Source organism: Tardiphaga robiniae, from assembly GCF_001618955.1.
In the GTDB taxonomy this organism is placed as follows: domain Bacteria; phylum Pseudomonadota; class Alphaproteobacteria; order Rhizobiales; family Xanthobacteraceae; genus Tardiphaga; species Tardiphaga robiniae_A.
The window spans coordinates 208,137-228,393 of sequence record NZ_LVYV01000023.1 but is presented as its reverse complement, the minus strand read 5'-3'; the positions used below and the strand labels follow the sequence as shown (position 1 = coordinate 228,393).

The window sequence follows — 20,257 nt, the reverse complement described above, 5'->3', positions numbered from 1 at the left end:
GATGCTCCGTGATGACGACCTTCGACGCCTCCACTGCCACTCATCTGCTGCAGACCGTTTTTGCCCCATGGGTGCAGGACCTCGACCTCTCAATCGAAAGCATCGGCGGTGACGGCGCTATCTTGCGCATGAAGTTCTCGGACAGGCTCTGCCGCGATAACGGCGTGGTTTGCGGACAGGCGCTGATGTCTCTGGCCGACACCGCCATGGTGTTCGCTATATCTTCGGCAGCGGGCGAATATCTGCCGATGACCACAGTGGATCAGACTATCCACTTCCTCAAACCGGCCATGCGTTCCGATCTGCTGGCTCAGGCACGTGTAGTCAGGCTCGGGCGCACCATGGCGTTCGGCAGCGTAACGATCGAAACCGCAAGCGACGCAAAACCAGTCGCGCTGGCCCAGACCGCCTATGCGATCATGCGCGACAGCAAGTAATCAGACCTGATCATAGTCGACGGTGATGCGCGCAGACACCGGATGTGCCTGACAGGTGAGCACGAAGCCCGCCTCCAGCTCCCACGGCTCCAGCGAATAATTGACATCCATCTGCGTGTCGCCTTCAACGACCTTGGCACGGCAAGTGCTGCACATACCGCCCCTGCAGGCATAGGGTAGATCCATGCCCGCGCGAAGCGCCGCATCGAGGATGGATTCCCCCTCGACGATCGGCACGTCCTTGCGCTTGCCGTCCACGATGAGCGCCGCGACCGCCTTGGGCGGTGTCTCAGGCGCCACGACAGGCTTGGGCCGCGGCTTGCCGCCAAGACCTGAGACAAAACGCTCGACGTGAACATGTTCGGCGGCGATGCCGAGTTCGGCGCAGGTCGCCGCGATTTCCTCGCTCATGGCCACCGGTCCGCAGATGAATACGTGATCGACCGCCTGAGCCGGCACCATCGCGCGCAGCAAAATGGAGACTTTGTCGCGATCGAGCCGGCCGTAAAGGATCGGCAGGTCCTGTTCTTCCTGAGATAGGACGTGGAACACGGACAGACGACCCATGAACCGGTCTTTCAATTCCTCCAGTGCTTGAAGAAACAGAATGCCGGAGGCCGTCCGGTTGCCGTAGAAGAGAAAGAAGCGGCTCTGTGGCTCACGCGCGAGAATGCCGCGAATGATCGACATGATCGGTGTGATGCCGGATCCGGCGGCGAAGCCGACATGGATGCGCGCCTGCTCCGGCGCATGCGCGATGCCGAAGCGACCGGTCGGAGTCATGACGTCGAGTTCGTCCCCCGATTTGAGCTGCTCGAGCGCCCAGTTCGAAAAGGCGCCGCCATCGACCTTCTTCACGGCGATGCGCAGTTCGCGATCATCAGGGCTGGAGCAGATCGAATAGGACCGGCGCACCTCCTCGCCATCCATCATAGTCCGCAACGTCAGATACTGGCCCGGCGCAAACGCGTAATCCTGTTCGAGATCTTCGGGAATGGCGAATGTCATCGACACCGCATCGGAGGTCTCACGGCGCAAATCATCAACCGCGAGGCGATGGAATTTGGGAATTTGGGACATCGGCCGCTCGTCCTAATGACACTTGAAATAATCGAATGGCTCGCGGCACGCTGTGCAGCGCCACAGCGCCTTGCATGACGTCGAGCCGAATTCGGACAGCACCTCGGTTTCGCTCGACCCGCATTGCGGGCAGGCCACCTGCTGCTCGCCGAACAATGCACGACGGCCGCCGCCGGATTGCGGCGGCGCCACGCCGTAGTCCTTCAGCTTGCGGCGGCCGTCATCGCTCATCCAGTCCGTCGTCCAGGCTGGCGACAACACCGTCTTGACCCTCGAATTGCGGATTCCTTCGCGCGTCAGAGCCAGTTCAATTTCCAGCGCGATCATGTTCATCGCCGGGCATCCTGAATAAGTCGGCGTAATCGCGACTTCGACCTGTCCGTCCACAATGGATACGTCGCGCAGCACGCCAAGATCCGCGATGGTCAGGACCGGAATTTCCGGATCGACCACTTCGGCGGCCGCAGCCCATGCGCGCGCGCGCAACGCACTGTCATTGGTATCGGCGACTACCACGTTGCGCCCGGGAACGAGCGCTGTAGCGACTGCAACTCGCTGAGAAGATGACCGAGATGCTCGCTATGGTTTCCCGATCGCCCGCCCTTCTGCATCCAGCTTTTCCCGGGGCACGCCAGCGTCGCCGTCCGCAAAATCCCGGTCACTGTGTCGGTCCAGCCGGCACGGAGGCTTTCGGGATCGATGACAAGCCGATCGGCGATCAATCCGGCATCGCTGTCATCGGTATGGAATAGCTCGCCGGTGAATGCCCAGAGATCGTCAACTGCATCTTGCGCACGGCGGTGGCTCTCGGGCGTGCCGTCGCCGAGGCGGATCACCCATTCGGACGAATGCCTGATATGATAGGCACTCTCTTTCTCGGATTTCGCGGCGATCGCAGCCAGAGTGGCATCTTCGGAACCCATCATGGCGCGCCAGTAGGCATCGGCGAAGGCCGAGTAGAAGAACTGCCGGACGATGGTGCGCGCGAAATCGCCATTCGGCTGCTCGACCAGCAGGAGATTGCGATACTGACGGACGTCGCGCAGATAGGCGTAGCGATCCTCGTCATTGCCGTTGTCTTCGACCTTGGCCGCGTAGCTATACAGCTCACGCGCCTGGCCAATCAGGTCGAGGCCCATATTGGCGAGCGCCATATCCTCTTCCATCATCGGCGCATGGCCGCACCATTCCGACAACCGGTGCCCCAGGATCAGCGCGTCGTCTGCACGACGCAACGCATAGAGCACCAGGGAGCTCTCAGTTACCGAAATCGAAGCTGCAGCCATGGCCTGTGATCCTGCTGGCAAGAATTCTGTTGCTGTAAGAGCATGGCGCGTGCGCGAAAGAAGCAGCGCGTGCGCTTGCTCACATATGGCCGACTTCGTCCGGCACATCGTAGAATGTCGGATGCCGATAGATCTTGGACAGTGCCGGATCGAACATCATGTCCTTTTCGGCGGGATCCGAGGCGACGATGGTGTCCGACGGGACGATCCAGATCGACAGCCCCTCGCCGCGGCGCGTGTAGATATCGCGCGCCGCCTGCATCGCCAGCGCAGCATCCGCGGCGTGCAGCGATCCGACATGCTTGTGTGCAAGCCCGTTGCGGCTGCGGATGAAGACTTCCCAAAGCTGGATGTTTGGCGTGCTCATGATCAGCTCCTGTCCGTTCAAGCTGCGACAGCAGCGCGGCGTGCCCGCTGTTTCTCTGCATAGGCCGTGGCGGCCTCGCGGACCCATGCGCCATCGTCATGTGCCTTGCGGCGCGCGGCGAGACGATCGCGATTGCAGGGGCCATTGCCGGCCAACACGTCCTGGAATTCCTGCCAGTCGATGGCGCCGTAGTCCCAGTGGCCTGTCGTTGCGTTCCACTTCAGATCCGCATCCGGGATCTTGAGGCCGAGATAGTCGGACTGGGGAACGGTGGCGTCGACGAATTTCTGACGCAGCTCGTCATTGGAAAAACGCTTGATCTTCCAGCGAGTCGACTGATCGCTGTGCTGGCTCTCGCCATCCGGCGGGCCAAACATCATCAGGCACTGCCACCACCAGCGATCCAGCGCACTCTGCGCCATCGCCTTCTGTTCGGGCGTGCCGTGCGACAGCGTGACCATGATCTCGTAACCTTGGCGCTGATGAAACGACTCTTCCTTGCAGACGCGGATCATCGCGCGCGCATAGGGGCCGTAGGAACATCGGCACAGCGGAATCTGGTTCATGATGGCGGCACCGTCCACGAGCCATCCGATCGCGCCGATATCAGCCCAGGTCAGCGTCGGATAGTTGAAGATGGACGAATACTTCGCCTTGCCGCTCAGCATCTGATCGACGAGTTCCTCGCGCGAGGTGCCGAGCGTTTCCGCGGCCGCGTAGAGATAGAGGCCGTGCCCGCACTCGTCCTGCACCTTGGCCAGCAGCGCCGCCTTGCGACGCAGGGTCGGCGCACGCGTGATCCAATTGCCTTCCGGCAGCATGCCGACGATTTCGGAATGCGCATGCTGGGAAATCTGCCGCGTCAATGTCTTGCGATAGGCGGCAGGCATCCAGTCATTGGGCTCGATGCGCTCCTCATTGGCGACGCGGGCCTCGAAACGAGCGGATTTGTCAGCGTCTTCCAGATGCCGGTCGTCGGCCTGCGGCGCATTCAGGGCCTGCGTATACATGCCTCGTCCTCCCGTATGTTTCCCACAACATATAACGGAAAAATAGAATATCAAGATATTTTTGTAACATAATGGCTATTGGCCCGAGAACCTGCGTGCGAGTTCCATGCCGGGTACAGGTAACGGTCCGTCAGCGCTTGCACCATGTTGGTCGAGCCACTGCTCGGCGGCTGAGAGCAAGGCCCGGTAGATCCGTCCGCACAGCGCACGAGCCTCTGCAGCGGGCCAATCCGCCGGCAGCAGCGCCGGTGGCAGCAATGGGTCGCGCAGCAGGACACGGCGGTACTGATGAATCAGCAGGACGCGCGCCAGCATCGCATCTGCCGGCGGCAGTGCGTCCGCGCCGGCGATCCACGCCTCGAGCGGTGCGAAGGTCTTCAGAAAATCCCGATAAGAGTCGGCGATCCGCGGCAGCAGCCAGGACTCCCCAATCAAGCGTCGCCCCATTTCGTTATCGGCCGATACTTCCAGCCGGATCGCACCGGCCGCTGCCGATGGCACGGCGGTGCCGGATGGCGCGACCCAGACGCCCGGCATCGGATTGCCGAACCCCGCCTCGGTCAATGCGGCGCGCGACACCTCGCGATCCCCGCCATTAGAGATCAGGAGCAATTCAAGAAGCCCCTGCCACTCGGAGGGCTGCGGATTGTAGACATGCGCTACGGCTGACGCGAAGCGCTCCTGCCCGCTTGGACCCAGCTTGTAAAAGCTCTTGCGGCCAACCTTCTCGCGATCGAGCCAGCCGTCGGCGGCGAGACGGGACATCGCTGTGCGCACCACGCCCCCGTCGATCTCCAGCATCTCCAGAAATGCCAGCAATGTGCCGAGCCACACCGATCCGCCACGCGGCAAGATCGCGTCGCCATAGAAGGTAATGATCAGTGAGCCGGTGCGTGAGGGTTCGCGCTTGAATCGGCTGATAATGCGAAAGAGCGGATGCTGCGACATGGGACATCCGTAAAACATTCCAGCGCGATCACCAATCCGCCCGCCCCTGCATTTTGATTGGTAGAATGAGATCCTCCGTGCGCGCGCAGCCCGGCACAAAGATCAGGATCCCGCTATCCTCGAAATACTCAGTCGCTCGACGAGTCGGAATAGCCGGCAATTACCACGTCCATGCGCGGCTTACGCCATTAAGCGAAAGTTAGCACTCGTTGCTTCGCATCATGTTGCGGGCAGGATAACAGTGGTGCCCAGGGGCGGGATCGAACCACCGACACTGCGATTTTCAGTCGCATGCTCTACCAACTGAGCTACCTGGGCGCCGCCCCGGATCAGGTCCAGGGAGCGCCGGTTTATAGTCAGGCAAATCGGCCCTGTCCACCCGCCCGATGGCATTTCTGTGAACGAAGATTTTGCCGTCAAAACAATGGGAAATGGCCGCTTCGGACTGGCTTGGGCAGCGCAAATGCCCGTCGAGCCTATTCGGCGTCCTCATCATCCGTCGGTTTGCCGGGAATCGCATAGGAGCCCGACAGCCAGCGGTTGAGATCGACGTCGCGACAGCGCTCGGAACAGAACGGTTTGGAGGCCTCCACCACGGGCTTGCCGCAGATCGGGCACGGCTTTTCGCCGGATTTGGACACCTTAGCTTGCATTCAACCAGCCGAAACGGATCGGGAAGCCTTCGCCACCCAGCAGCGAGACGGTCTCGTAGAGCGGCAGGCCGACGATATTGGTGTAGGAGCCGACCATCTTGACCACGAAGGAGCCGGCAATGCCCTGCACAGCGTAGCCACCGGCTTTGCCGCGCCACTCGCCGGAGCCGATATAGGTGCTGATGTCTTCTTCGTTAAGGCGCTTGAAGCGCACCTTGGTCTCGATCAGCCGCTGCCGGAAGCTTTCCTTGGGGGTGACGATGCAGACTGCTGTGTAGACACGGTGGTTGCGGCCCGACAGCAGCCGCAGACACTGCGAGGCCTCATCGACCAGTTCTGCCTTGGGCAGGATGCGACGACCGACGGCCACCACGGTATCGGCTGCGAGAATGAACGCGCCGCGGAGTTCGTCGTCGAGCTGGACTGATTTCAGCGCCGCTTCCGCCTTGGCGCGGGCCAGGCGATTGGCGCAGGCGCGCGGCAGTTCGCCCCGCTTCGGGGTCTCGTCGACATCGGCGGGACGCAGCGCATCGGGTTCGATCCCGGCCTGATTGAGTAGGCTGAGGCGACGGGGCGAACCGGAGGCGAGAACGAATTTGGGGCGGCCGAGCATGGCGATGTGATCGATCCTGGAAATGCGCGCGGAACCTATCGGAAGGGGGATGGTTCGACAACCGGAACTAGGCTCGTCATTCCGGGGCGAGAGGGCCATAAGGCGATCTCGAACCCGGAATGACTAGTGTGCTGTAGCATTCATCCGCTGGCTGCACCGCCTTTGGCGAAACGCTTGCGGATCCGCAGCAAAAGCCCATCGCAGACCTCGCGATAGGCCGCCAGTTTCTGGTCGCGGTTACCTTCGGTTCCCGTGGGATCCACCGTCGGCCAGTATTCGACCTCGGCGGCATCAGTGCGTGTCAGATCCAGCGCCTTGTGATGCGCCTCCGGCGACAACGTGATGATGAGATCGAAATTGAGCCCTTCCCAGTCTTCGAGTTCTTCGAAGGTCATGGGCTTGTGTCTGGAGATGTCCTGGCCGAGTTCGGCCATCACGGCCACTGCGAAGGGATCGAGCTCTCCCTTCTTCACCCCGGCGGATTTCACATACAGCGCCTGCGGGAACATCTGCTGCAGGAGGCTGGCGGCCATCGGCGAACGCACGCTGTTCTGGCCACAGGCAAACAACACCGCCTGAGGCGTGCGCGCGCGTGGCGGCGCGGCCATCAGCGGCTAGCCCTTCCAATGGAGGACGGAGATCAACGTAAACAGCCGCCGCGACGTTTCGAAATCGACGCGCACCTTGCCGGCCAATCGTTCCTGCAGCGTCCGCGAGCCTTCGTCATGGATGCCGCGGCGGCCCATGTCGATGGCCTCGATCTTGTCGGGCGTAGCGGTGCGAATCGCCTGATAGTAGCTGTCGCAGATCATGAAGTAGTCCTTCACGATGCGGCGGAACGGCCCGAGCGACAGAAGGTGCGCGACCACGGGCGTACCGTCCTCGCGGCGGATGTCGAACATCAGCCGGCTGCCGGTGATGCCTATATGCAGCGTAAACGGGCCGACGTGCGCGCCTTCCGGCGCGAACAGATTCTGCTCGATCAGATCGTAGATCGCGATCGCGCGCTCATGCTCGATATCCGGCCCGGAACGGCCGATCGATTCCTCATCGAGCGTCACCGCCACGATGCGGTTGTTGCTGTCATCCTCTGGTGGAGGGGCACTACTCATCGCAAATTGAGGCGCAATCCGACCGAACGTGCGTGGGCATCGAGGCCTTCGGCCTTGCCCAGCGTCATCGCAGCCGGTCCCAGCGCCCGCAGCTGATCCGGCCCGCACTTCAGGATCGATGTTCGCTTCATGAAGTCAAGCACGCCGAGGCCCGACGAGAACCGCGCCGAACGCGCCGTCGGCAGCACGTGGTTGGAGCCGCCGACATAATCGCCGATCGCTTCCGGCGTATGGCCACCCAGGAAGATGGCGCCGGCATTGCGTATCTTGAGCGAGAACGCCTCAGGATCGGCCGTCATGATTTCGAGATGCTCGGCGGCAATGGCGTTGGCGAGCGGCACGGCGTCATCGAGCTTCTCGACCAGAATGACCGCGCCGAAATTCTCCCACGACGCACGCGCGATCTCGGCGCGCGGCAGTGTGGTTAGCTGGGCCTCGACGGCAAGGATAACATCGTCCGCAAGGCGCTCGCTGTCGGTGATCAGGATCGACTGCGCATTGGCGTCGTGCTCGGCCTGCGCCAGCAGATCGGCGGCAATCCAGTCGGCATTGGCGCTATCGTCGGCGATCACTAACACCTCGGAGGGACCTGCGATCATATCGATGCCGACCTTGCCGAACACCTGGCGCTTGGCGGCGGCCACATAGGCATTGCCGGGGCCCACGATCTTGGCCACCGGCGCAATGGTGTCGGTACCGTAAGCGAGCGCGGCCACGGCCTGTGCGCCGCCTACGCGGTAGATTTCGGAGACGCCACCGAGCTTTGCAGCGGCCAGCACCAGCGGATTGAGCTTGCCGTCCGGCGACGGCACCACCATCACCACGCGCTCCACGCCGGCGACTTTGGCCGGCACGGCATTCATCAAGACCGACGACGGATAGGCAGCAGTCCCACCGGGCACATAGAGGCCAACAGCCTCGATGGCGCTCCAGCGCCAGCCGAGCTCGACGCCCAGCGCATCGGTGAAGCGATCATCCCTGGGGAGCTGGCGCTTGTGGAACAGCTCGATGCGGTCGCGGGCGAATGTCAGGGCCTCAACGGTCTCTGCGTCGCAGGCAGCAACGGCGGCATAGACTTCGGCCGGGGTCACGCGCAGGCCGGAGGCCTTGAGGTCCAGCCGGTCGAACTTGCGGGTGGCCTCCAGCAGCGCTGCGTCGCCGCGGGCGGCGACGTCGTCGACGATGGCGCGAGTGGCGACCTCGATATCGGCCGCGACTTCACGCTTCATGGTCAGGAAGGCATTGAAGCGCTGGGTGAAATCGGCGCTGGCGGTATCGATACGAATTGGCATGCTGGTGTTCCGGCGGGGCCTTGCCGGCCAAGGCCCCCTGCTCAATGGCGCGGCGGCAAAGGGCCGTCAACCCTGTGCTGCAATGGAAAGGATGAATAGCGGATCAGGCGTCCAGGCCGGAGGCCTCGGTGCCGGCCCCGGATGCGCCGGTGAGATCGTCGGGACCCAAGTCGGCCAGTTCGCATTCCAGGCACTCGACGTCCAGCCGGAGCGCGCCCCCGCCGGCGAAGATCAGGACGACACTGCCGCCAGGAGGCTCGGCGGCATGGAATTCGATGCCGAGCAGTTCCAGCGCGATGTCGGGCCTGTCGAGATCGATATCGCGGGACTTGCAAGCCAGCACGCGGTCGAACCGCAGTGCCGAGACCAGCCGGCGCGGCGTCACCTCGCCTGAAATTGCCTGGTCCCAGTCGAGCCGGCTCATGCCGACCACCAGTCGCTTCTCGCTCTGCCGCCAGATAATGTCGCCGACATTAACGGCCGCATCCTGCACATGCGCAGAAATCACCGCGAGGTCGTCGGCATCCAGTGCAATCAGCTTGCGTTGACCCGTCACGACGACCCCTTTGAGAGAACCCTATCCGCTGATGCGCTCGATGGTGGCGCCGCAGGCGGACAGCTTTTCCTCGAGCCGCTCGAAGCCGCGATCGAGATGATAGATGCGGTTGACCATGGTCTCGCCTTCCGCGGCGAGGCCAGCGATCACCAGAGAGACCGAGGCACGCAGATCGGTCGCCATCACGGGCGCGCCGCGCAGCTTGGCCGTGCCGTCGATGGTCGCGGTTTCACCGTCGAGGTGAATCCGCGCGCCGAAGCGTGCCAGCTCCTGCACATGCATGAAGCGGTTTTCGAATATCGTTTCGGTGATATGCGACGACCCCTTCGCCGTGGTCATCAGCGCCATCAACTGCGCCTGAAGATCTGTCGGAAAACCCGGGAACGGCGCTGTCGACACGTTCACAGGCTTGATGCCGGCGCCATTGCGCGAGATGCGAATGCCGTCATTGTTCGGCGTCACCGTTGCTCCTGCTTCGACCAGCACGTCGAGCGCCGCCTGCAACAATTCCGGCCGAGCGCCTGAGAGTTGCACATCGCCGCCGGTCATGGCCACGGCCATGGCATAGGTGCCAGTCTCGATACGATCCGGCAGCACGGTGTGGCGCGTGCCATTCAGCTTGGCCACGCCCTCGATCGTGATCGTCGTGGTGCCGGCGCCGGAGATGCGCGCGCCCATCTTGTTCAGGCAGTCGGCGACGTCGACGATTTCCGGCTCGCACGCCGCGTTGTTGATGATGGTCGTGCCCTTGGCCAGCGTCGCAGCCATCAGCGCCACATGGGTGCCGGAGACGGTGACCTTGGCAAAATCGATCTCGGCGCCCTTGAGGCCGCCGGGGGCTTTGGCGATCACGTAGCCGCCGTCGATGGTCAGCTCGGCGCCGAGTTTCTCCAGCGCCATGATCAACAGATCCACCGGACGGGTGCCGATGGCGCAGCCACCGGGCAGCGACACTTTAGCCTCGTGCATGCGCGCCAGCAGCGGCGCGATCACCCAGAAGGAGGCGCGCATCTTCGAGACCAGCTCATAGGGCGCAGTGGTGTCGATGATATTGGCGGCGGAGATGTGCAGGGTCTGGCCCTGATATTCATGATCGCCCGGACGCTTGCCGGCCGACATGATGTCCACGCCGTGATTGCCGAGAATACGCTGCAACTGCGCGACGTCGGCCAGACGCGGCACATTGTCGAGAATCAGCGTCTCGTCGGTCAGCAGACCGGCGATCATCAATGGCAGCGCCGCGTTCTTGGCGCCCGAAATCGGGATCGTGCCATTGAGTTTGCTGCCGCCGACGATGCGAATGCGATCCATACCGTTTCCCGCTGATTGCTGTGCCCTGACTATAGGGCGGATGGCCTCTTTAAAGCAAAAGCGTCGAAATTTGCGGTTTTTCGATGAGGCCGGCAGCAAATCTGTAAAAGGGCCGAATCGGCCCGTTTACGCACCGACCATGTTGATATCAGGCGTCTCCAGAATGGGCTTGGAATAACCGTTGCGAACCACCCGGATCATGGCACGGCCGAGTTTTTCGGTCGTCGTGACGTATTTCGGCGCGATCCGGACCAGGAGCGTCCATAACGGCGCGGTCGCAGTGTAGATCGCCTGATACCACGCCGTCTTCGAGCGAACGCCGTGCAACGGCTGGATGCCGCCGGGGCGGAACATGTAGGCGGCCTTGAACGGCAGCTTGAGCAGATCGTTCTCGGTCTTGCCCTTGATCCGCGCCCACATCACGTTGCCCTGCTCGCTGCTGTCGGTGCTCTGGCCGGTGACGTAAACGAAGGTCATCGCAGGATTGAGCCCCACCAGCGTATTCGCCACCGCGAGGGTGATGTCGTAGGTGACCCGGCGATAGTCTGGCTCGCTCATGCCCAGCGAAGAAACCCCGAGGCAAAACAGGCAGGCGTCATAGCCCGTCAGATCAGGCGCGATGGCCGACAGGTCGAAAAGATCGGTATGCTTGATCTCACGCAGTTTGGCATCGCGTTGCCCGGTGGAGCTGCGGCCGACCACGAGCACGCTCTCGACATTGGGATCGAGCAGGCACTCGCGGAGCGCGCCTTGCCCAACCATGCCGGTCGCACCGAACAAAATGACTTTCATGAGACTTCCTTTGGATGACTGACAGTCGATCGAGCGGCGCAATCAGGCGGCAATCGCGACCTGATCGAACGACGTGCCGGTGAGCGCAGCGGAGACCTCCCACAGCCGCGCGGCAACGGTGGCATCCTGCGCCCGCGGCATGATCTTCGCGGGAGCCGGCGGCCCCTTCAATTCGTAGAAGCCGTTCGGGCCGTAATAGCCAGCCGGCTTCGCATCGGGTGAGGTGGCTGCAAACAATGTCGGCAAGGCACCGGCGGCGGCTGAATGGCTCAGCGGACGCAGCAACCGGCCTCCGAGCCCCATGAGGCCACCGCTGCCGGGACCGTTCGGAATGAGATCGGTCAGGGCATAACCGGGATGCGCGGCATTGCTCATCAGACACCAGCCCGCGGCATCGCTGCGCCGCTGCAGTTCGATCGCGAAGACGAGCATCGCCAGCTTCGACTGCTCATAGGCTTTCCAGGGCTTGTAGAACGTCGCTCCCTGAAGATCGTCGAAATCGATGATGCCCGAACGATGCGCAAGACTGCTGAGATTGACGACCCGTGGCGCCTTGTTGCGGCGAAGTACCGGGAGCAAGCGCGCCGTGAGCGCGTAGTGACCGAGATAGTTGGTACCGAGTTGCATCTCGAAGCCGTCAGCAGTGGTCTGGCGCGCGGGCAGCGACATTACGCCGGCATTGTTAATCAGGAGATCGAGCGACGCATACATCGCATCGAAACGGCGCGCGAAAGTAGCGACGGAGTCCAGGCTGGCGAGATCGAGGTGCTCATAGCTGATGATCGCATCGGGATGCCGCTCGCAGATGCGCTCGATCGCAGCGCTCCCCTTGGCGTCGCTACGGCCGGTCAGCACCACTTCGGCGCCGGCTCCCGCAAGCGCCAATGCCGTCTCGAAGCCGAGGCCGCCTGTCGCTCCGGTCACCACGGCCAGTTTGCCGGTCATGGGCGGAATATGGTCGATGCTCCAGTCCGTCATGCTTATATCTCCCCAGGATCGAGAATCGTTGCGCGGCGCGGCCGCCGGACATAAATGTGCACTCAGTGCAAACTTGCAATAGGTGCAGATCGAGGATTGTTGTGACCGCCAGGATGCCGGCTAAGCCGAGGAAAACAGACGCGGAATCGGTTGCGGCACCTGCTGTGCCGCCGACCGGTCTGCGCGAAAAGAAGCGCCAGCAGACGCGAGAGCGGCTCACCAAGGTCGCGATGGAGTTGTTTCTCAAGCGCGGTTTCGAGGAAACGACGCTGGACGACATTGCGGCCGCCGCAGAGATCTCGCGCCGCAGCTTTTTCCATTATTTCGCGTCGAAGGAAGACCTCGTTCTGGCGTGGCAGGATGCCAGCACGGATTTCCTTGTGGCCGCGATCACCGCAAGGCCCGCGGACGAGCCGATGCTGCTGGCCGCGGAAAATGCTTTGCTCTCGATGGCACAGCAGCTCGAGAGCTCCGAGGCGATCGCCATTGCGCGATTGAAGCACGGCAATCCCGCGCTGCGCGCGCGCGACCACGTGAAATACGAGAAGATGGAGCGCGCCATCGCTGCCGCGCTCGGCAACCGCGCCAAAGACAAATCCGGCCAATTACAGGCGCGGCTGGTCTCCATGATCACGACGGGCGCGATGCGAATCGGCGGCGAGATCTGGCTGGCGCAGGACGCAGGCGAAAGACCCGAGGCGCTTGTGAAGCGCACCTTCGGCGAGATACGGGCGATCCTCGGGGAATCGCCCGTCCGAAAAGACAAAGTCTAGCGGCTATCGGCGGGAGATCGCCGCCTGGCGATCAGGCGAAGCCGCCGGGCATCGGGCGAAACTTCCTGATCGCAAGGAAGGTAGTGACGACGAAGAACACCAGCACGATGCCCTGAACGATCGCAAAAGGCGGCTCACTCGGCGGCACGCTCGGTGCCAGCGCATGAAGCGGCGGGACCTTCAGGAAGCTCTGGATCACCAGCACGAACACATTGAGATAAAGCGAGATCATCGCAGTCAGCACATAAATCCAGCGCCATGGCCCCGCCAGCTTCTGGCCGTACAGTGCCAGACAGGCGACCGCCAGCAGCACCAGCGAAATGATGCCGATGACATGCGACGGCAACAGTTTTTCGACCGGGAAGAAGAAGCCGGTCACGCTGGTCAGGATCGTCGTCAGCAGAAACAGACCGGTCCAGCCGGGCAGCGGCTTTGACTTCAGCAACCCGACCATTGCGACCAGGCCCGCGACGATGCCGATCAGGCTGATCACCACATGAAGCAACGTGAACGTTGCCAAGCTCATTCCCAAAACCATGATGCCCCCCGCTTTAGAACTTTTCAAAAGCTACAGTGTACTGCGGAAACTCGCCAACTGTTTTTGGCTGATACTCATCATTCAAGTTTGATTTTTCGCCGCCGCGTCCTGATATGATGGCTTTACGTTCGTTGACGCTGCCCATGCAGGCGTTGAAACACGCCACCGCGTTCGCGGCGTCATGCGCGAGCGGCAGCCCGACGAGGCCGGATGGCACTCACGCGATTAGTAGTAGCGTGGAATCGGCCCGTTGTGCGGAGTCTTTCGATCCGACAAATCGAACATGACTTCGTCGACATAGCACCAACCCCAACCTTCGGGCGGATCGTAGCCTTCGATGATCGGATGCTTCGTGGCGTGGAAATGCTTGGTCGCGTGCTTGTTCGGGGAATCGTCGCAACAGCCGACATGGCCGCAGGTCCGGCAGATCCGCAAGTGTAGCCATATGCTGCCCGTCTTCAGGCATTCCTCGCAACCGAGTGCGCTGGGCGTCACATCGCGAATGCCGGAAATATGCGTGCAGCCTTTGGGCATGATGATCTCCGGTTATGAGCTCAAAGGGTCGGTGTGGCCGCATCGCCGAGAAAACCATGCAGCGCCGCCACCACTTGGGCGCCCTCGCCGATCGCGCCACCGACACGCTTCACCGAACCCGAGCGCACATCACCGACCGCAAAGACACCGGACACCGACGTCTCCAGCGCCTGCACGCTGCGGCCATTGGCGGGAATGCCGGTGATGATGAAGCCATGACGATCGAGGGTGACGCCGCAATCCGCCAGCCATTGGGTGGCGGGATCGGCGCCGACGAACAGGAACAGATTGCGGATGTCAGCGCAGGACTCCTCGCCGGACAGCCGACTACGGGTGCAGATCCGTTCGAGCCCCGCCTCCTGCGTCCCCTCCAGCGCCACGACTTCGGTGTTGAAGACCAGCTCGATATTCGGTGTCGCCTCGATGCGCTCGATCAGATAGCGCGACATGCTGGCGCCGAGGCCCCCGCCGCGGATCACCATATGCACCTTGTTGGCCTGGCTCGCGAGAAACACCGCCGCCTGACCTGCCGAATTGCCACCGCCGACCAGGTAGATTTCCTGCTCCCTGCAGAGCCGGGCCTCGATCGGAGATGCCCAGTACCAGACGCCGCGACCTTCGAAATCGGCGAGCCGCTCGATATCCGGCCGTCGATAGCGCGCGCCCGATGCCACCACGATGGCCTTGGCACGCATGACATCGCCATCGTCTAACTCCAGCGCGAACAAGCCGTCCTTGCGTGAGCAGTCCAACGACTTCACAGCGGCCGGAATCATGATATCGGCGCCGAATTTCTGCGCCTGGTTGAAGGCACGCGCCGTGAGCGCCATGCCGGAGATGCCGGTGGGAAAGCCGAGATAGTTCTCGATCCGCGCGCTGGCACCGGCCTGCCCGCCGAACGACTTGGCATCGCACACCGCAATCGACAGACCTTCGGACGCGCCATACACCGCGGTGGACAGGCCCGCAGGTCCGCTGCCGACGATGGCAACGTCATAGGTCTTGCCCTTGGCGATATGGCTGATCATGCCCATCGCGCGGGCGAGTTCGGAGAATGACGGATTGCGCAGCACCGTGCCGTCAGCCACCACCACCAGCGGCAGATCCTCCGGCGACGGCGTATAGCGCGCGATCAGATCGGCGGCGTCCTTGTCCGTTGCCGGATCGAGCAGATGATGCGGATATCCGTTGCGGCTGAGAAAGCCCTGCAGGCGAATGACATCGCTGGAATTGGCTGCGCCGATGAAAGCCGGACCGCCAGCGCTGCCCTGCAGGAGGTTCACCCGACGCAGGATCAGCGCACGCATGATGCGCTCGCCCAGATCCGCTTCCGCGATCAGCAGCGCGCGCAGCCGTTCCGGCGGAATCAGCAGCGTTTCGACATCGCCTTCAGCATGACCGTCAACCAGCGCGACGCGGCCCGACAGCTGCGCGATCTCGGCGACGAACTGTCCGGTGCACTGATCGGCCACCGGCGTGATGCGGCCGAAACCGTCACGCTGGGTGATCGTCACATGTCCGGATAGCACCACGAACATGCCGGGACCAAGCTTGCCGGTCTCGAACAGGCAATCGCCATCCTTGTAATGCCGGATCTCACCGAAGCGGCGCATCCGCTCGATCTCCGCCGCCGTCAGCACGGGAAAAGTCTGATCGTGACGCGGCAGCGCCGCCCGCGGCGCGTAGACCGGCAGTTCGGCGCTGGATGATGCCTGAGATTCTGATGACATTTAAACTCGCATGCTGACGCGGTGGACAGGCGCCATCAATCCCGATCGGGATCGACGGGTCTTGAACAGAAGTCCTGTATCTTATCGGCATCCGATGACGCCTCGACTGCGACGACATCGCCGGCCTGACTGGCGCGCCCGCGCATTTGCACCTTCCGGCGCTTGAGATTTTCACGCAGCGCCTGGCGCAGCCTGTCCTGACGGGCAGTTGCACTTTCCTTGGCGGGTTTGCTCGGCGTATCGGTCATGGGCAGTTATGGTCGATCGAATGGCGTGCACAGATGCGCCAGATTGGATCCTGTGATCCATACATAACCGCCTTCAACGGATCACGCGAGATATCGACTTCTCGAGGTGATGATCCGGCCAATGAAGGCTCTGCCGGCGGTTGGCGGGCCATGGGGAACCGGATCGACTCGCCAATAGCGAAGCGCAAGGCGGCTGCAACCGCAACAGGCCGACCACACCCCTGTTATAATGATGCATTCGAAGTGCCACCCGCGCTTGCGCCGCCCGTGACCTTGTGGCAAGGATCGCCCCGCTTGGTAGGCGCCCTTGAGGCTGATTCCTGTACCCAGCATGCTGCCGTAGCTCAGTGGTAGAGCACTCCATTGGTAATGGAGAGGTCGACAGTTCAATCCTGTCTGGCAGCACCATTTCCCCCGTTAAATCAATAAGTTCTCCCGACCGAGGCGCCTGACAATCAGGCATCTCGCGGCTGAACAGAACGCGAATCGCGGTTCAATACGGGAATATCCGGGGCTCTGTTCCCTACCCGTTCCAGTCGCCCGGCATAAGCAGCCGTATCACCGGACTCAAACGAACTTGAAACAGCCCCCTTCGCGGGGGCGGTACGCTTGTGACTTTGAATGATGGACCAAAATCGAGATGACCGCTGAATCCCGCCCTAACCGGCGGGTTTTTCGTTTGGCGCACATAATGCCTCTGCCGACCCCCGTCGAACCGTAGAAGGCCGCCAAATGCGACGGCATCGCCGATCCAGATCGACGAACCGGTCAATCGCCCCGCAGCATGTGATCGGCCGGACGTGCCGCTCTCGGAGAAATCGTAGAACAGTGCTGTCCGTCCACGCGAACGAATACACTCCACGCGATAACGTCGGAGCCATCAAAAATCATACGAGTATTTCGCACGATATCGACGCAAGGGTTGGCTCCCCCGACACTCAGCTCATATTGAAGGCTTCGGTAACTGCCACGATCTATCCAACCGCGGCATCTCAATGTGACAGGGAGTGCGCCGTCGAAGATATATCGCTCCTGCCCTGCTTCACCAAAGCATTCATGAGCGGCAATTCGGTCGTCGACTTGATCTGCTCCATCGTGAACATTGACGACACATCATGCAGATCAATCTTCGCGATCAGCCGCTGATAAAGATCGTCGTAGGCCCGGATATCCGAGACCACAGCCCGGATCAGATAGTCCACGTCACCGCTCAGGCGATAGAAATCAACCACCTCGGGGAAGCTGACGACGATCTTCCGGAAACGCTGAACCCACTCCGCGTTATGCTGGTTCGTTCGCACGGCGATGAAAACGCTGACACCCAAATTCAGCTTGTCTGCATCGAGAAGTGCAACGCGTCGCTTGATGTAGCCAGAGCTTTCGAGCTTCTGGATGCGACGCCAACACGGCGTGGAACTCAGACCTACGCGATCGGCGAGGTCCTGCATGGAAAGGCTACTGTCTACCTGGAGTGCCGCGAGAATTTTGCGGTCGAGCTCGTCGAGCATGTTGGCCTCCGATGAAGGGTGCACGCAGAATATTTCTGCCGTTCATTGCCATCGTGACGCAATGCTATTGCGAGATTTGGGAGTTCGCGAGCATAAACAATTATCATCGCTGCGCATTCAAGCAGCAGGCTGGCGTCAAAAGCGACGCCTTCGCTGACGCAGCGCTAAGATGAATTCGCCACCGTGTGTCGTGATATCGGCTCGTTGATTGACCGCGTGGCCTCTTACAGTCGCTGGCCACCGCTGGCATCGATCTGCTGGCCAGTGACCCAGCCCGCTTCGTCCGACGCGAGAAAGGCGACGACCCTGGCGATATCGTCGGGTTGCCCGACCCGGCCGAGCGCGATTGTCTCAGCCACTGCGCGGCTGGCCACCGGATCGCGCGCGACGATGTTCATGTCCGTCGCCGTCGCACCGGGCATCACGGAATTCACTGTGATCTGTCGACCGCCGAGATGAACGGCCAGCAAGCGGCTCAGCGCTTCCAGACCCGCTTTGGCCGGCGCGTAGGCGGCCATGGTCGGATAGGCCGAACGCGTCCCCATCGACGAGATGTTGATGATACGGCCGCCATTGCGCAGATGCGACATCAACGCCTTGATCAGAAAGAACGGCGATTTCAGATTGGTCTGCAGCAGAAGGTCGAAGTCGTCCTCAGAAATATCCTCGATGGTCGCGCGTTTTCCGAGACCGGCGTTGTTGACGAGAATATCGAATGCAGGGCTGCCATAACGCTTGGTCAGTTCGGCACATAGATCAGCGGCCAGGGAAGTTGCTCCACTGCGTTCCGAGAGATCGGCCTTGATGGCAAAGGCATTGCCCCCCGCAGCGGCGATGGCCGCCACAGTCTCATTCGCCGCATCGACCGAGGCGTTGTAATGGATCGCGACGGTTGCGCCATCCTTCGCCAAGCGACGTGCGATAGCCTGACCGATCCCCCGACTTGCGCCAGTAACCAGCGCGATTTTCCCCGCCAGCCCGCTCATGCGGACCAGCCGTGACTGGCTTCCAGGCTGCGCGCCCGATCGATCAGCGCCTTGCGATCGATCTTGTTGGTGCCCGCCCAAGGCAGTTCGTGGACGAACTCAACCCGCCGCGGGTGCTGATATGCCGGACCATTGGCGATGGCGAACTGACGGATATCATCGAAGCTCGGCGTGGGCTGCTCGCGGGTGACGATAAAGGCGACCGGCACCTGACTACGCTCTTCGTCGGGCAACGGCACCACCGCGGCTTGCTGGACCTGTGGGTGACGTTCCAACAGCTTCTCGACTTCGCCCGGATAGATATTCTCGCCGGAGCAGACAAACATGTCGTCGGCACGGCCTACGAAGAAATAGAAGCCGCTGGCATCGCGGCGCATCACATCGCCACTGTAATACCAACCATCGGTCAGCACCTTGGCGGTCTGCTGCGGCAGATTGTGATAGTGATCCAGCACTGCTGGATTCCGCATCAACAACACGCCTTCATTCTCGGTTCCGTTGACGAGCCGGACATCTTCCAGATGGATCGGATATCCCAACCCCAACGGCGGCGTCGGAACCTTGTCGGGATGCGGACCGAACACAGCCGGCCCCGCTTCCGTGGTACCATAGCCCATCGTCATCACGACGTTGGGCAGCGCCTGCTTGATCCTGTCCCACAGACCCATGGTCATCGGCGCCGATCCAAGCATCAGGCGACGAACCGAGGTGATATCATTCTTCGCCAGCAGTTCCGTTTCCTTGACGACACGGGCCCACATGGTGGGAACCGCCGTGGCGGCGGTCACCTTGTACTTGGCGATGGCCTCGATATAACTGCGGGTCTCGAACGACGGCAGTATTACGACCGACGCGTTCTGGGCGAAGATGGTCTTGATGGCGAACAGGCCATTCATGTGAAACAGCGGCTGCGCGATGATGTAGCGATCATCCTGGTTGAGCGCGCCGCTGGTACGTGTCGAGATCGCCCAGAGCTGGCCGTAATGCGATAGCGGTACGCCTTTGGGGCGGCCGGTGGAGCCAGAGGTGTAGAGCATCTGCCCTATCTCTTCCTGCGTAGTCTCGACGGCGTTGAATATGGCGGGCCGGATGGTCGCAGCAAAACCGCTTGGGCCGTTGTCGTCGAAATTGATGACTGGAATGCCGTCGCGCACCATCGGCCGGTTGGCATTGTCGACAAAGGCCAGCGCGATCTTCGCGTCATCCATCACAAAATCGACCGTATCGCGCGCAGCCTTGATATTGACCGGAACAGCGATGCATCCGGCGCGCATAATGCCGAAATAGCACATGATGTATTCGGCGCGGTTAAGCGACAGAATTGCGATATGTGTGCCGCGCTTGTAACCGTTATCGACGAGATACTTGGCGACCCCGTTTGCCATCTCGTCGATCTGACGGTGCGTGTAGCGCCTGGGATGCGCGGGATCGATCAGATCGATGACCGCCTCCCGATCGAGGTCACCGCTGCGATCGATCAGGTCGCCGAGATTATTCCACCGCAT

The 20,257-nt window shown here is 61.8% G+C and carries 25 protein-coding genes and 2 tRNA genes; 3 read left to right on the top strand and 24 right to left on the bottom strand.

The window, feature by feature from the left end:
* Positions 1-11 precede the first annotated feature (11 nt).
* On the top strand, positions 12-437 hold the full coding sequence (locus tag A4A58_RS18635; RefSeq protein ID WP_068735367.1) for a PaaI family thioesterase: 426 nt from the start codon (positions 12-14) through the stop codon (positions 435-437).
* Here the strand turns inward: A4A58_RS18635 and paaE are convergent, their stop codons facing one another.
* The 16 genes from paaE to A4A58_RS18555 form a co-directional block, all read right to left on the bottom strand.
* Positions 438-1,517 carry a 1,2-phenylacetyl-CoA epoxidase subunit PaaE gene (gene paaE, locus A4A58_RS18630; protein ID WP_068734789.1) on the bottom strand — a complete coding sequence of 360 codons (1,080 nt, stop codon included), beginning with the start codon at positions 1,515-1,517 and terminating at the stop codon, positions 438-440. It lies immediately after the preceding gene.
* A 12-nt stretch (positions 1,518-1,529) separates the two neighbouring features.
* On the bottom strand, positions 1,530-2,033 hold the full coding sequence (gene paaD, locus A4A58_RS18625) for a 1,2-phenylacetyl-CoA epoxidase subunit PaaD (RefSeq protein WP_068734787.1): 504 nt from the start codon (positions 2,031-2,033) through the stop codon (positions 1,530-1,532).
* Positions 2,027-2,803 carry a 1,2-phenylacetyl-CoA epoxidase subunit PaaC gene (paaC, locus tag A4A58_RS18620; protein WP_068734785.1) on the bottom strand — a complete coding sequence of 259 codons (777 nt, stop codon included), beginning with the start codon at positions 2,801-2,803 and terminating at the stop codon, positions 2,027-2,029. The genes paaD and paaC overlap by 7 nt, the downstream gene beginning before the upstream one ends.
* A 79-nt stretch (positions 2,804-2,882) precedes the next feature.
* A complete protein-coding gene (paaB, locus tag A4A58_RS18615) occupies positions 2,883-3,170 on the bottom strand; it encodes a 1,2-phenylacetyl-CoA epoxidase subunit PaaB (RefSeq protein ID WP_068734783.1) in 288 nt (95 codons plus the stop codon).
* Between the two features lie 17 nt (positions 3,171-3,187).
* Positions 3,188-4,180, bottom strand: a complete 993-nt coding sequence (gene paaA, locus A4A58_RS18610; RefSeq protein ID WP_068734781.1) for a 1,2-phenylacetyl-CoA epoxidase subunit PaaA — start codon at positions 4,178-4,180, stop codon at positions 3,188-3,190.
* Between the two features lie 75 nt (positions 4,181-4,255).
* Positions 4,256-5,128, bottom strand: coding sequence for a phenylacetic acid degradation operon negative regulatory protein PaaX (gene paaX, locus A4A58_RS18605; protein WP_068734779.1), 873 nt, complete (start codon positions 5,126-5,128; stop codon positions 4,256-4,258).
* A gap of 242 nt (positions 5,129-5,370) precedes the next feature.
* Positions 5,371-5,446, bottom strand: a tRNA-Phe gene (locus tag A4A58_RS18600).
* 158 nt (positions 5,447-5,604) lie between these two features.
* Positions 5,605-5,769 (bottom strand): DNA gyrase inhibitor YacG, encoded by a 165-nt coding sequence (gene yacG / locus A4A58_RS18595; RefSeq protein WP_414716994.1) that lies wholly within the window; start codon positions 5,767-5,769, stop codon positions 5,605-5,607.
* A 1-nt stretch (position 5,770) separates the two neighbouring features.
* Positions 5,771-6,394 (bottom strand): Maf-like protein, encoded by a 624-nt coding sequence (locus tag A4A58_RS18590; protein ID WP_068734776.1) that lies wholly within the window; start codon positions 6,392-6,394, stop codon positions 5,771-5,773.
* A gap of 140 nt (positions 6,395-6,534) precedes the next feature.
* The gene (locus A4A58_RS18585) at positions 6,535-7,002 is read right to left on the bottom strand and encodes a low molecular weight phosphatase family protein (RefSeq protein WP_068734774.1); all 468 of its coding nucleotides are present in this window, start codon (positions 7,000-7,002) and stop codon (positions 6,535-6,537) included.
* A gap of 6 nt (positions 7,003-7,008) precedes the next feature.
* Entirely contained in the window at positions 7,009-7,506 is a 498-nt protein-coding gene (locus A4A58_RS18580) for a UPF0262 family protein (protein ID WP_068734772.1), read from the bottom strand.
* On the bottom strand, positions 7,503-8,798 hold the full coding sequence (gene hisD, locus A4A58_RS18575) for a histidinol dehydrogenase (protein WP_068734770.1): 1,296 nt from the start codon (positions 8,796-8,798) through the stop codon (positions 7,503-7,505). The genes A4A58_RS18580 and hisD overlap by 4 nt, the downstream gene beginning before the upstream one ends.
* Positions 8,799-8,901: 103 nt before the next feature.
* Entirely contained in the window at positions 8,902-9,354 is a 453-nt protein-coding gene (locus tag A4A58_RS18570; protein ID WP_068734768.1) for a DUF2948 family protein, read from the bottom strand.
* A 21-nt stretch (positions 9,355-9,375) separates the two neighbouring features.
* Entirely contained in the window at positions 9,376-10,665 is a 1,290-nt protein-coding gene (gene murA / locus A4A58_RS18565) for a UDP-N-acetylglucosamine 1-carboxyvinyltransferase (RefSeq protein ID WP_068734765.1), read from the bottom strand.
* Between the two features lie 126 nt (positions 10,666-10,791).
* Positions 10,792-11,457, bottom strand: a complete 666-nt coding sequence (locus A4A58_RS18560; RefSeq protein ID WP_068734763.1) for an epimerase — start codon at positions 11,455-11,457, stop codon at positions 10,792-10,794.
* A gap of 42 nt (positions 11,458-11,499) precedes the next feature.
* Complete coding sequence (locus A4A58_RS18555) at positions 11,500-12,435, bottom strand: SDR family oxidoreductase (protein ID WP_068734761.1); 936 nt, start codon at positions 12,433-12,435, stop codon at positions 11,500-11,502.
* 164 nt (positions 12,436-12,599) lie between these two features.
* On the opposite strand from A4A58_RS18555, the gene A4A58_RS18550 reads away from it, so the two are divergent.
* On the top strand, positions 12,600-13,208 hold the full coding sequence (locus tag A4A58_RS18550; protein ID WP_244499803.1) for a TetR/AcrR family transcriptional regulator: 609 nt from the start codon (positions 12,600-12,602) through the stop codon (positions 13,206-13,208).
* A 31-nt stretch (positions 13,209-13,239) separates the two neighbouring features.
* Here the strand turns inward: A4A58_RS18550 and A4A58_RS18545 are convergent, their stop codons facing one another.
* From A4A58_RS18545 to A4A58_RS18530, 5 genes are read right to left on the bottom strand one after another with little or no spacing between them, the layout of a single operon-like run.
* A complete protein-coding gene (locus A4A58_RS18545) occupies positions 13,240-13,746 on the bottom strand; it encodes a hypothetical protein (protein ID WP_068734757.1) in 507 nt (168 codons plus the stop codon).
* 13 nt (positions 13,747-13,759) lie between these two features.
* Entirely contained in the window at positions 13,760-13,963 is a 204-nt protein-coding gene (locus A4A58_RS30375) for a hypothetical protein (protein ID WP_139069881.1), read from the bottom strand.
* A gap of 8 nt (positions 13,964-13,971) precedes the next feature.
* Complete coding sequence (locus tag A4A58_RS18540) at positions 13,972-14,280, bottom strand: UBP-type zinc finger domain-containing protein (protein WP_068734755.1); 309 nt, start codon at positions 14,278-14,280, stop codon at positions 13,972-13,974.
* A 20-nt stretch (positions 14,281-14,300) separates the two neighbouring features.
* Positions 14,301-16,010 (bottom strand): FAD-dependent oxidoreductase, encoded by a 1,710-nt coding sequence (locus tag A4A58_RS18535; RefSeq protein WP_081421951.1) that lies wholly within the window; start codon positions 16,008-16,010, stop codon positions 14,301-14,303.
* Positions 16,011-16,045: 35 nt separating this feature from the next.
* Positions 16,046-16,258: a hypothetical protein gene (locus A4A58_RS18530; protein ID WP_068734753.1), complete on the bottom strand. Its 213-nt coding sequence runs from the start codon at positions 16,256-16,258 to the stop codon at positions 16,046-16,048.
* Between the two features lie 333 nt (positions 16,259-16,591).
* Between A4A58_RS18530 and A4A58_RS18525 the strand changes: the two genes are divergently transcribed.
* Positions 16,592-16,666 (top strand) — tRNA-Thr (locus tag A4A58_RS18525).
* Between the two features lie 584 nt (positions 16,667-17,250).
* Here A4A58_RS18525 and A4A58_RS18520 read toward each other — a convergent pair.
* The 3 genes from A4A58_RS18520 to A4A58_RS18510 all read right to left on the bottom strand — a co-directional run bounded on the left by A4A58_RS18520 (position 17,251) and on the right by A4A58_RS18510 (position 20,257).
* Positions 17,251-17,766 carry an Lrp/AsnC family transcriptional regulator gene (locus A4A58_RS18520; RefSeq protein ID WP_068734751.1) on the bottom strand — a complete coding sequence of 172 codons (516 nt, stop codon included), beginning with the start codon at positions 17,764-17,766 and terminating at the stop codon, positions 17,251-17,253.
* Positions 17,767-17,990: 224 nt separating this feature from the next.
* Entirely contained in the window at positions 17,991-18,752 is a 762-nt protein-coding gene (locus A4A58_RS18515; RefSeq protein ID WP_068734749.1) for an SDR family NAD(P)-dependent oxidoreductase, read from the bottom strand.
* Positions 18,749-20,257, bottom strand: a complete 1,509-nt coding sequence (locus tag A4A58_RS18510) for a class I adenylate-forming enzyme family protein (RefSeq protein WP_068734746.1) — start codon at positions 20,255-20,257, stop codon at positions 18,749-18,751. The genes A4A58_RS18515 and A4A58_RS18510 overlap by 4 nt, the downstream gene beginning before the upstream one ends.

Excerpts from the sequence above, each read along its gene's own strand:
- A4A58_RS18635 (WP_068735367.1), top strand. The coding sequence starts at position 12 with ATGACGACCTTCGACGCCTCCACTGCCACTCATCTGCTGCAGACCGTT.
- paaE (WP_068734789.1), bottom strand. The coding sequence starts at position 1,517 with ATGTCCCAAATTCCCAAATTCCATCGCCTCGCGGTTGATGATTTGCGC.
- paaC (WP_068734785.1), bottom strand. The coding sequence starts at position 2,803 with ATGGCTGCAGCTTCGATTTCGGTAACTGAGAGCTCCCTGGTGCTCTAT.
- paaB (WP_068734783.1), bottom strand. The coding sequence starts at position 3,170 with ATGAGCACGCCAAACATCCAGCTTTGGGAAGTCTTCATCCGCAGCCGC.
- paaA (WP_068734781.1), bottom strand. The coding sequence starts at position 4,180 with ATGTATACGCAGGCCCTGAATGCGCCGCAGGCCGACGACCGGCATCTG.
- paaX (WP_068734779.1), bottom strand. The coding sequence starts at position 5,128 with ATGTCGCAGCATCCGCTCTTTCGCATTATCAGCCGATTCAAGCGCGAA.
- A4A58_RS18590 (WP_068734776.1), bottom strand. The coding sequence starts at position 6,394 with ATGCTCGGCCGCCCCAAATTCGTTCTCGCCTCCGGTTCGCCCCGTCGC.
- A4A58_RS18585 (WP_068734774.1), bottom strand. The coding sequence starts at position 7,002 with ATGGCCGCGCCGCCACGCGCGCGCACGCCTCAGGCGGTGTTGTTTGCC.
- A4A58_RS18580 (WP_068734772.1), bottom strand. The coding sequence starts at position 7,506 with ATGAGTAGTGCCCCTCCACCAGAGGATGACAGCAACAACCGCATCGTG.
- hisD (WP_068734770.1), bottom strand. The coding sequence starts at position 8,798 with ATGCCAATTCGTATCGATACCGCCAGCGCCGATTTCACCCAGCGCTTC.
- murA (WP_068734765.1), bottom strand. The coding sequence starts at position 10,665 with ATGGATCGCATTCGCATCGTCGGCGGCAGCAAACTCAATGGCACGATC.
- A4A58_RS18560 (WP_068734763.1), bottom strand. The coding sequence starts at position 11,457 with ATGAAAGTCATTTTGTTCGGTGCGACCGGCATGGTTGGGCAAGGCGCG.
- A4A58_RS18555 (WP_068734761.1), bottom strand. The coding sequence starts at position 12,435 with ATGACGGACTGGAGCATCGACCATATTCCGCCCATGACCGGCAAACTG.
- A4A58_RS18545 (WP_068734757.1), bottom strand. The coding sequence starts at position 13,746 with ATGGTTTTGGGAATGAGCTTGGCAACGTTCACGTTGCTTCATGTGGTG.
- A4A58_RS18540 (WP_068734755.1), bottom strand. The coding sequence starts at position 14,280 with ATGCCCAAAGGCTGCACGCATATTTCCGGCATTCGCGATGTGACGCCC.
- A4A58_RS18535 (WP_081421951.1), bottom strand. The coding sequence starts at position 16,010 with ATGTCATCAGAATCTCAGGCATCATCCAGCGCCGAACTGCCGGTCTAC.
- A4A58_RS18530 (WP_068734753.1), bottom strand. The coding sequence starts at position 16,258 with ATGACCGATACGCCGAGCAAACCCGCCAAGGAAAGTGCAACTGCCCGT.
- A4A58_RS18520 (WP_068734751.1), bottom strand. The coding sequence starts at position 17,766 with ATGCTCGACGAGCTCGACCGCAAAATTCTCGCGGCACTCCAGGTAGAC.
- A4A58_RS18515 (WP_068734749.1), bottom strand. The coding sequence starts at position 18,752 with ATGAGCGGGCTGGCGGGGAAAATCGCGCTGGTTACTGGCGCAAGTCGG.
- A4A58_RS18510 (WP_068734746.1), bottom strand. The coding sequence starts at position 20,257 with ATGCGGTGGAATAATCTCGGCGACCTGATCGATCGCAGCGGTGACCTC.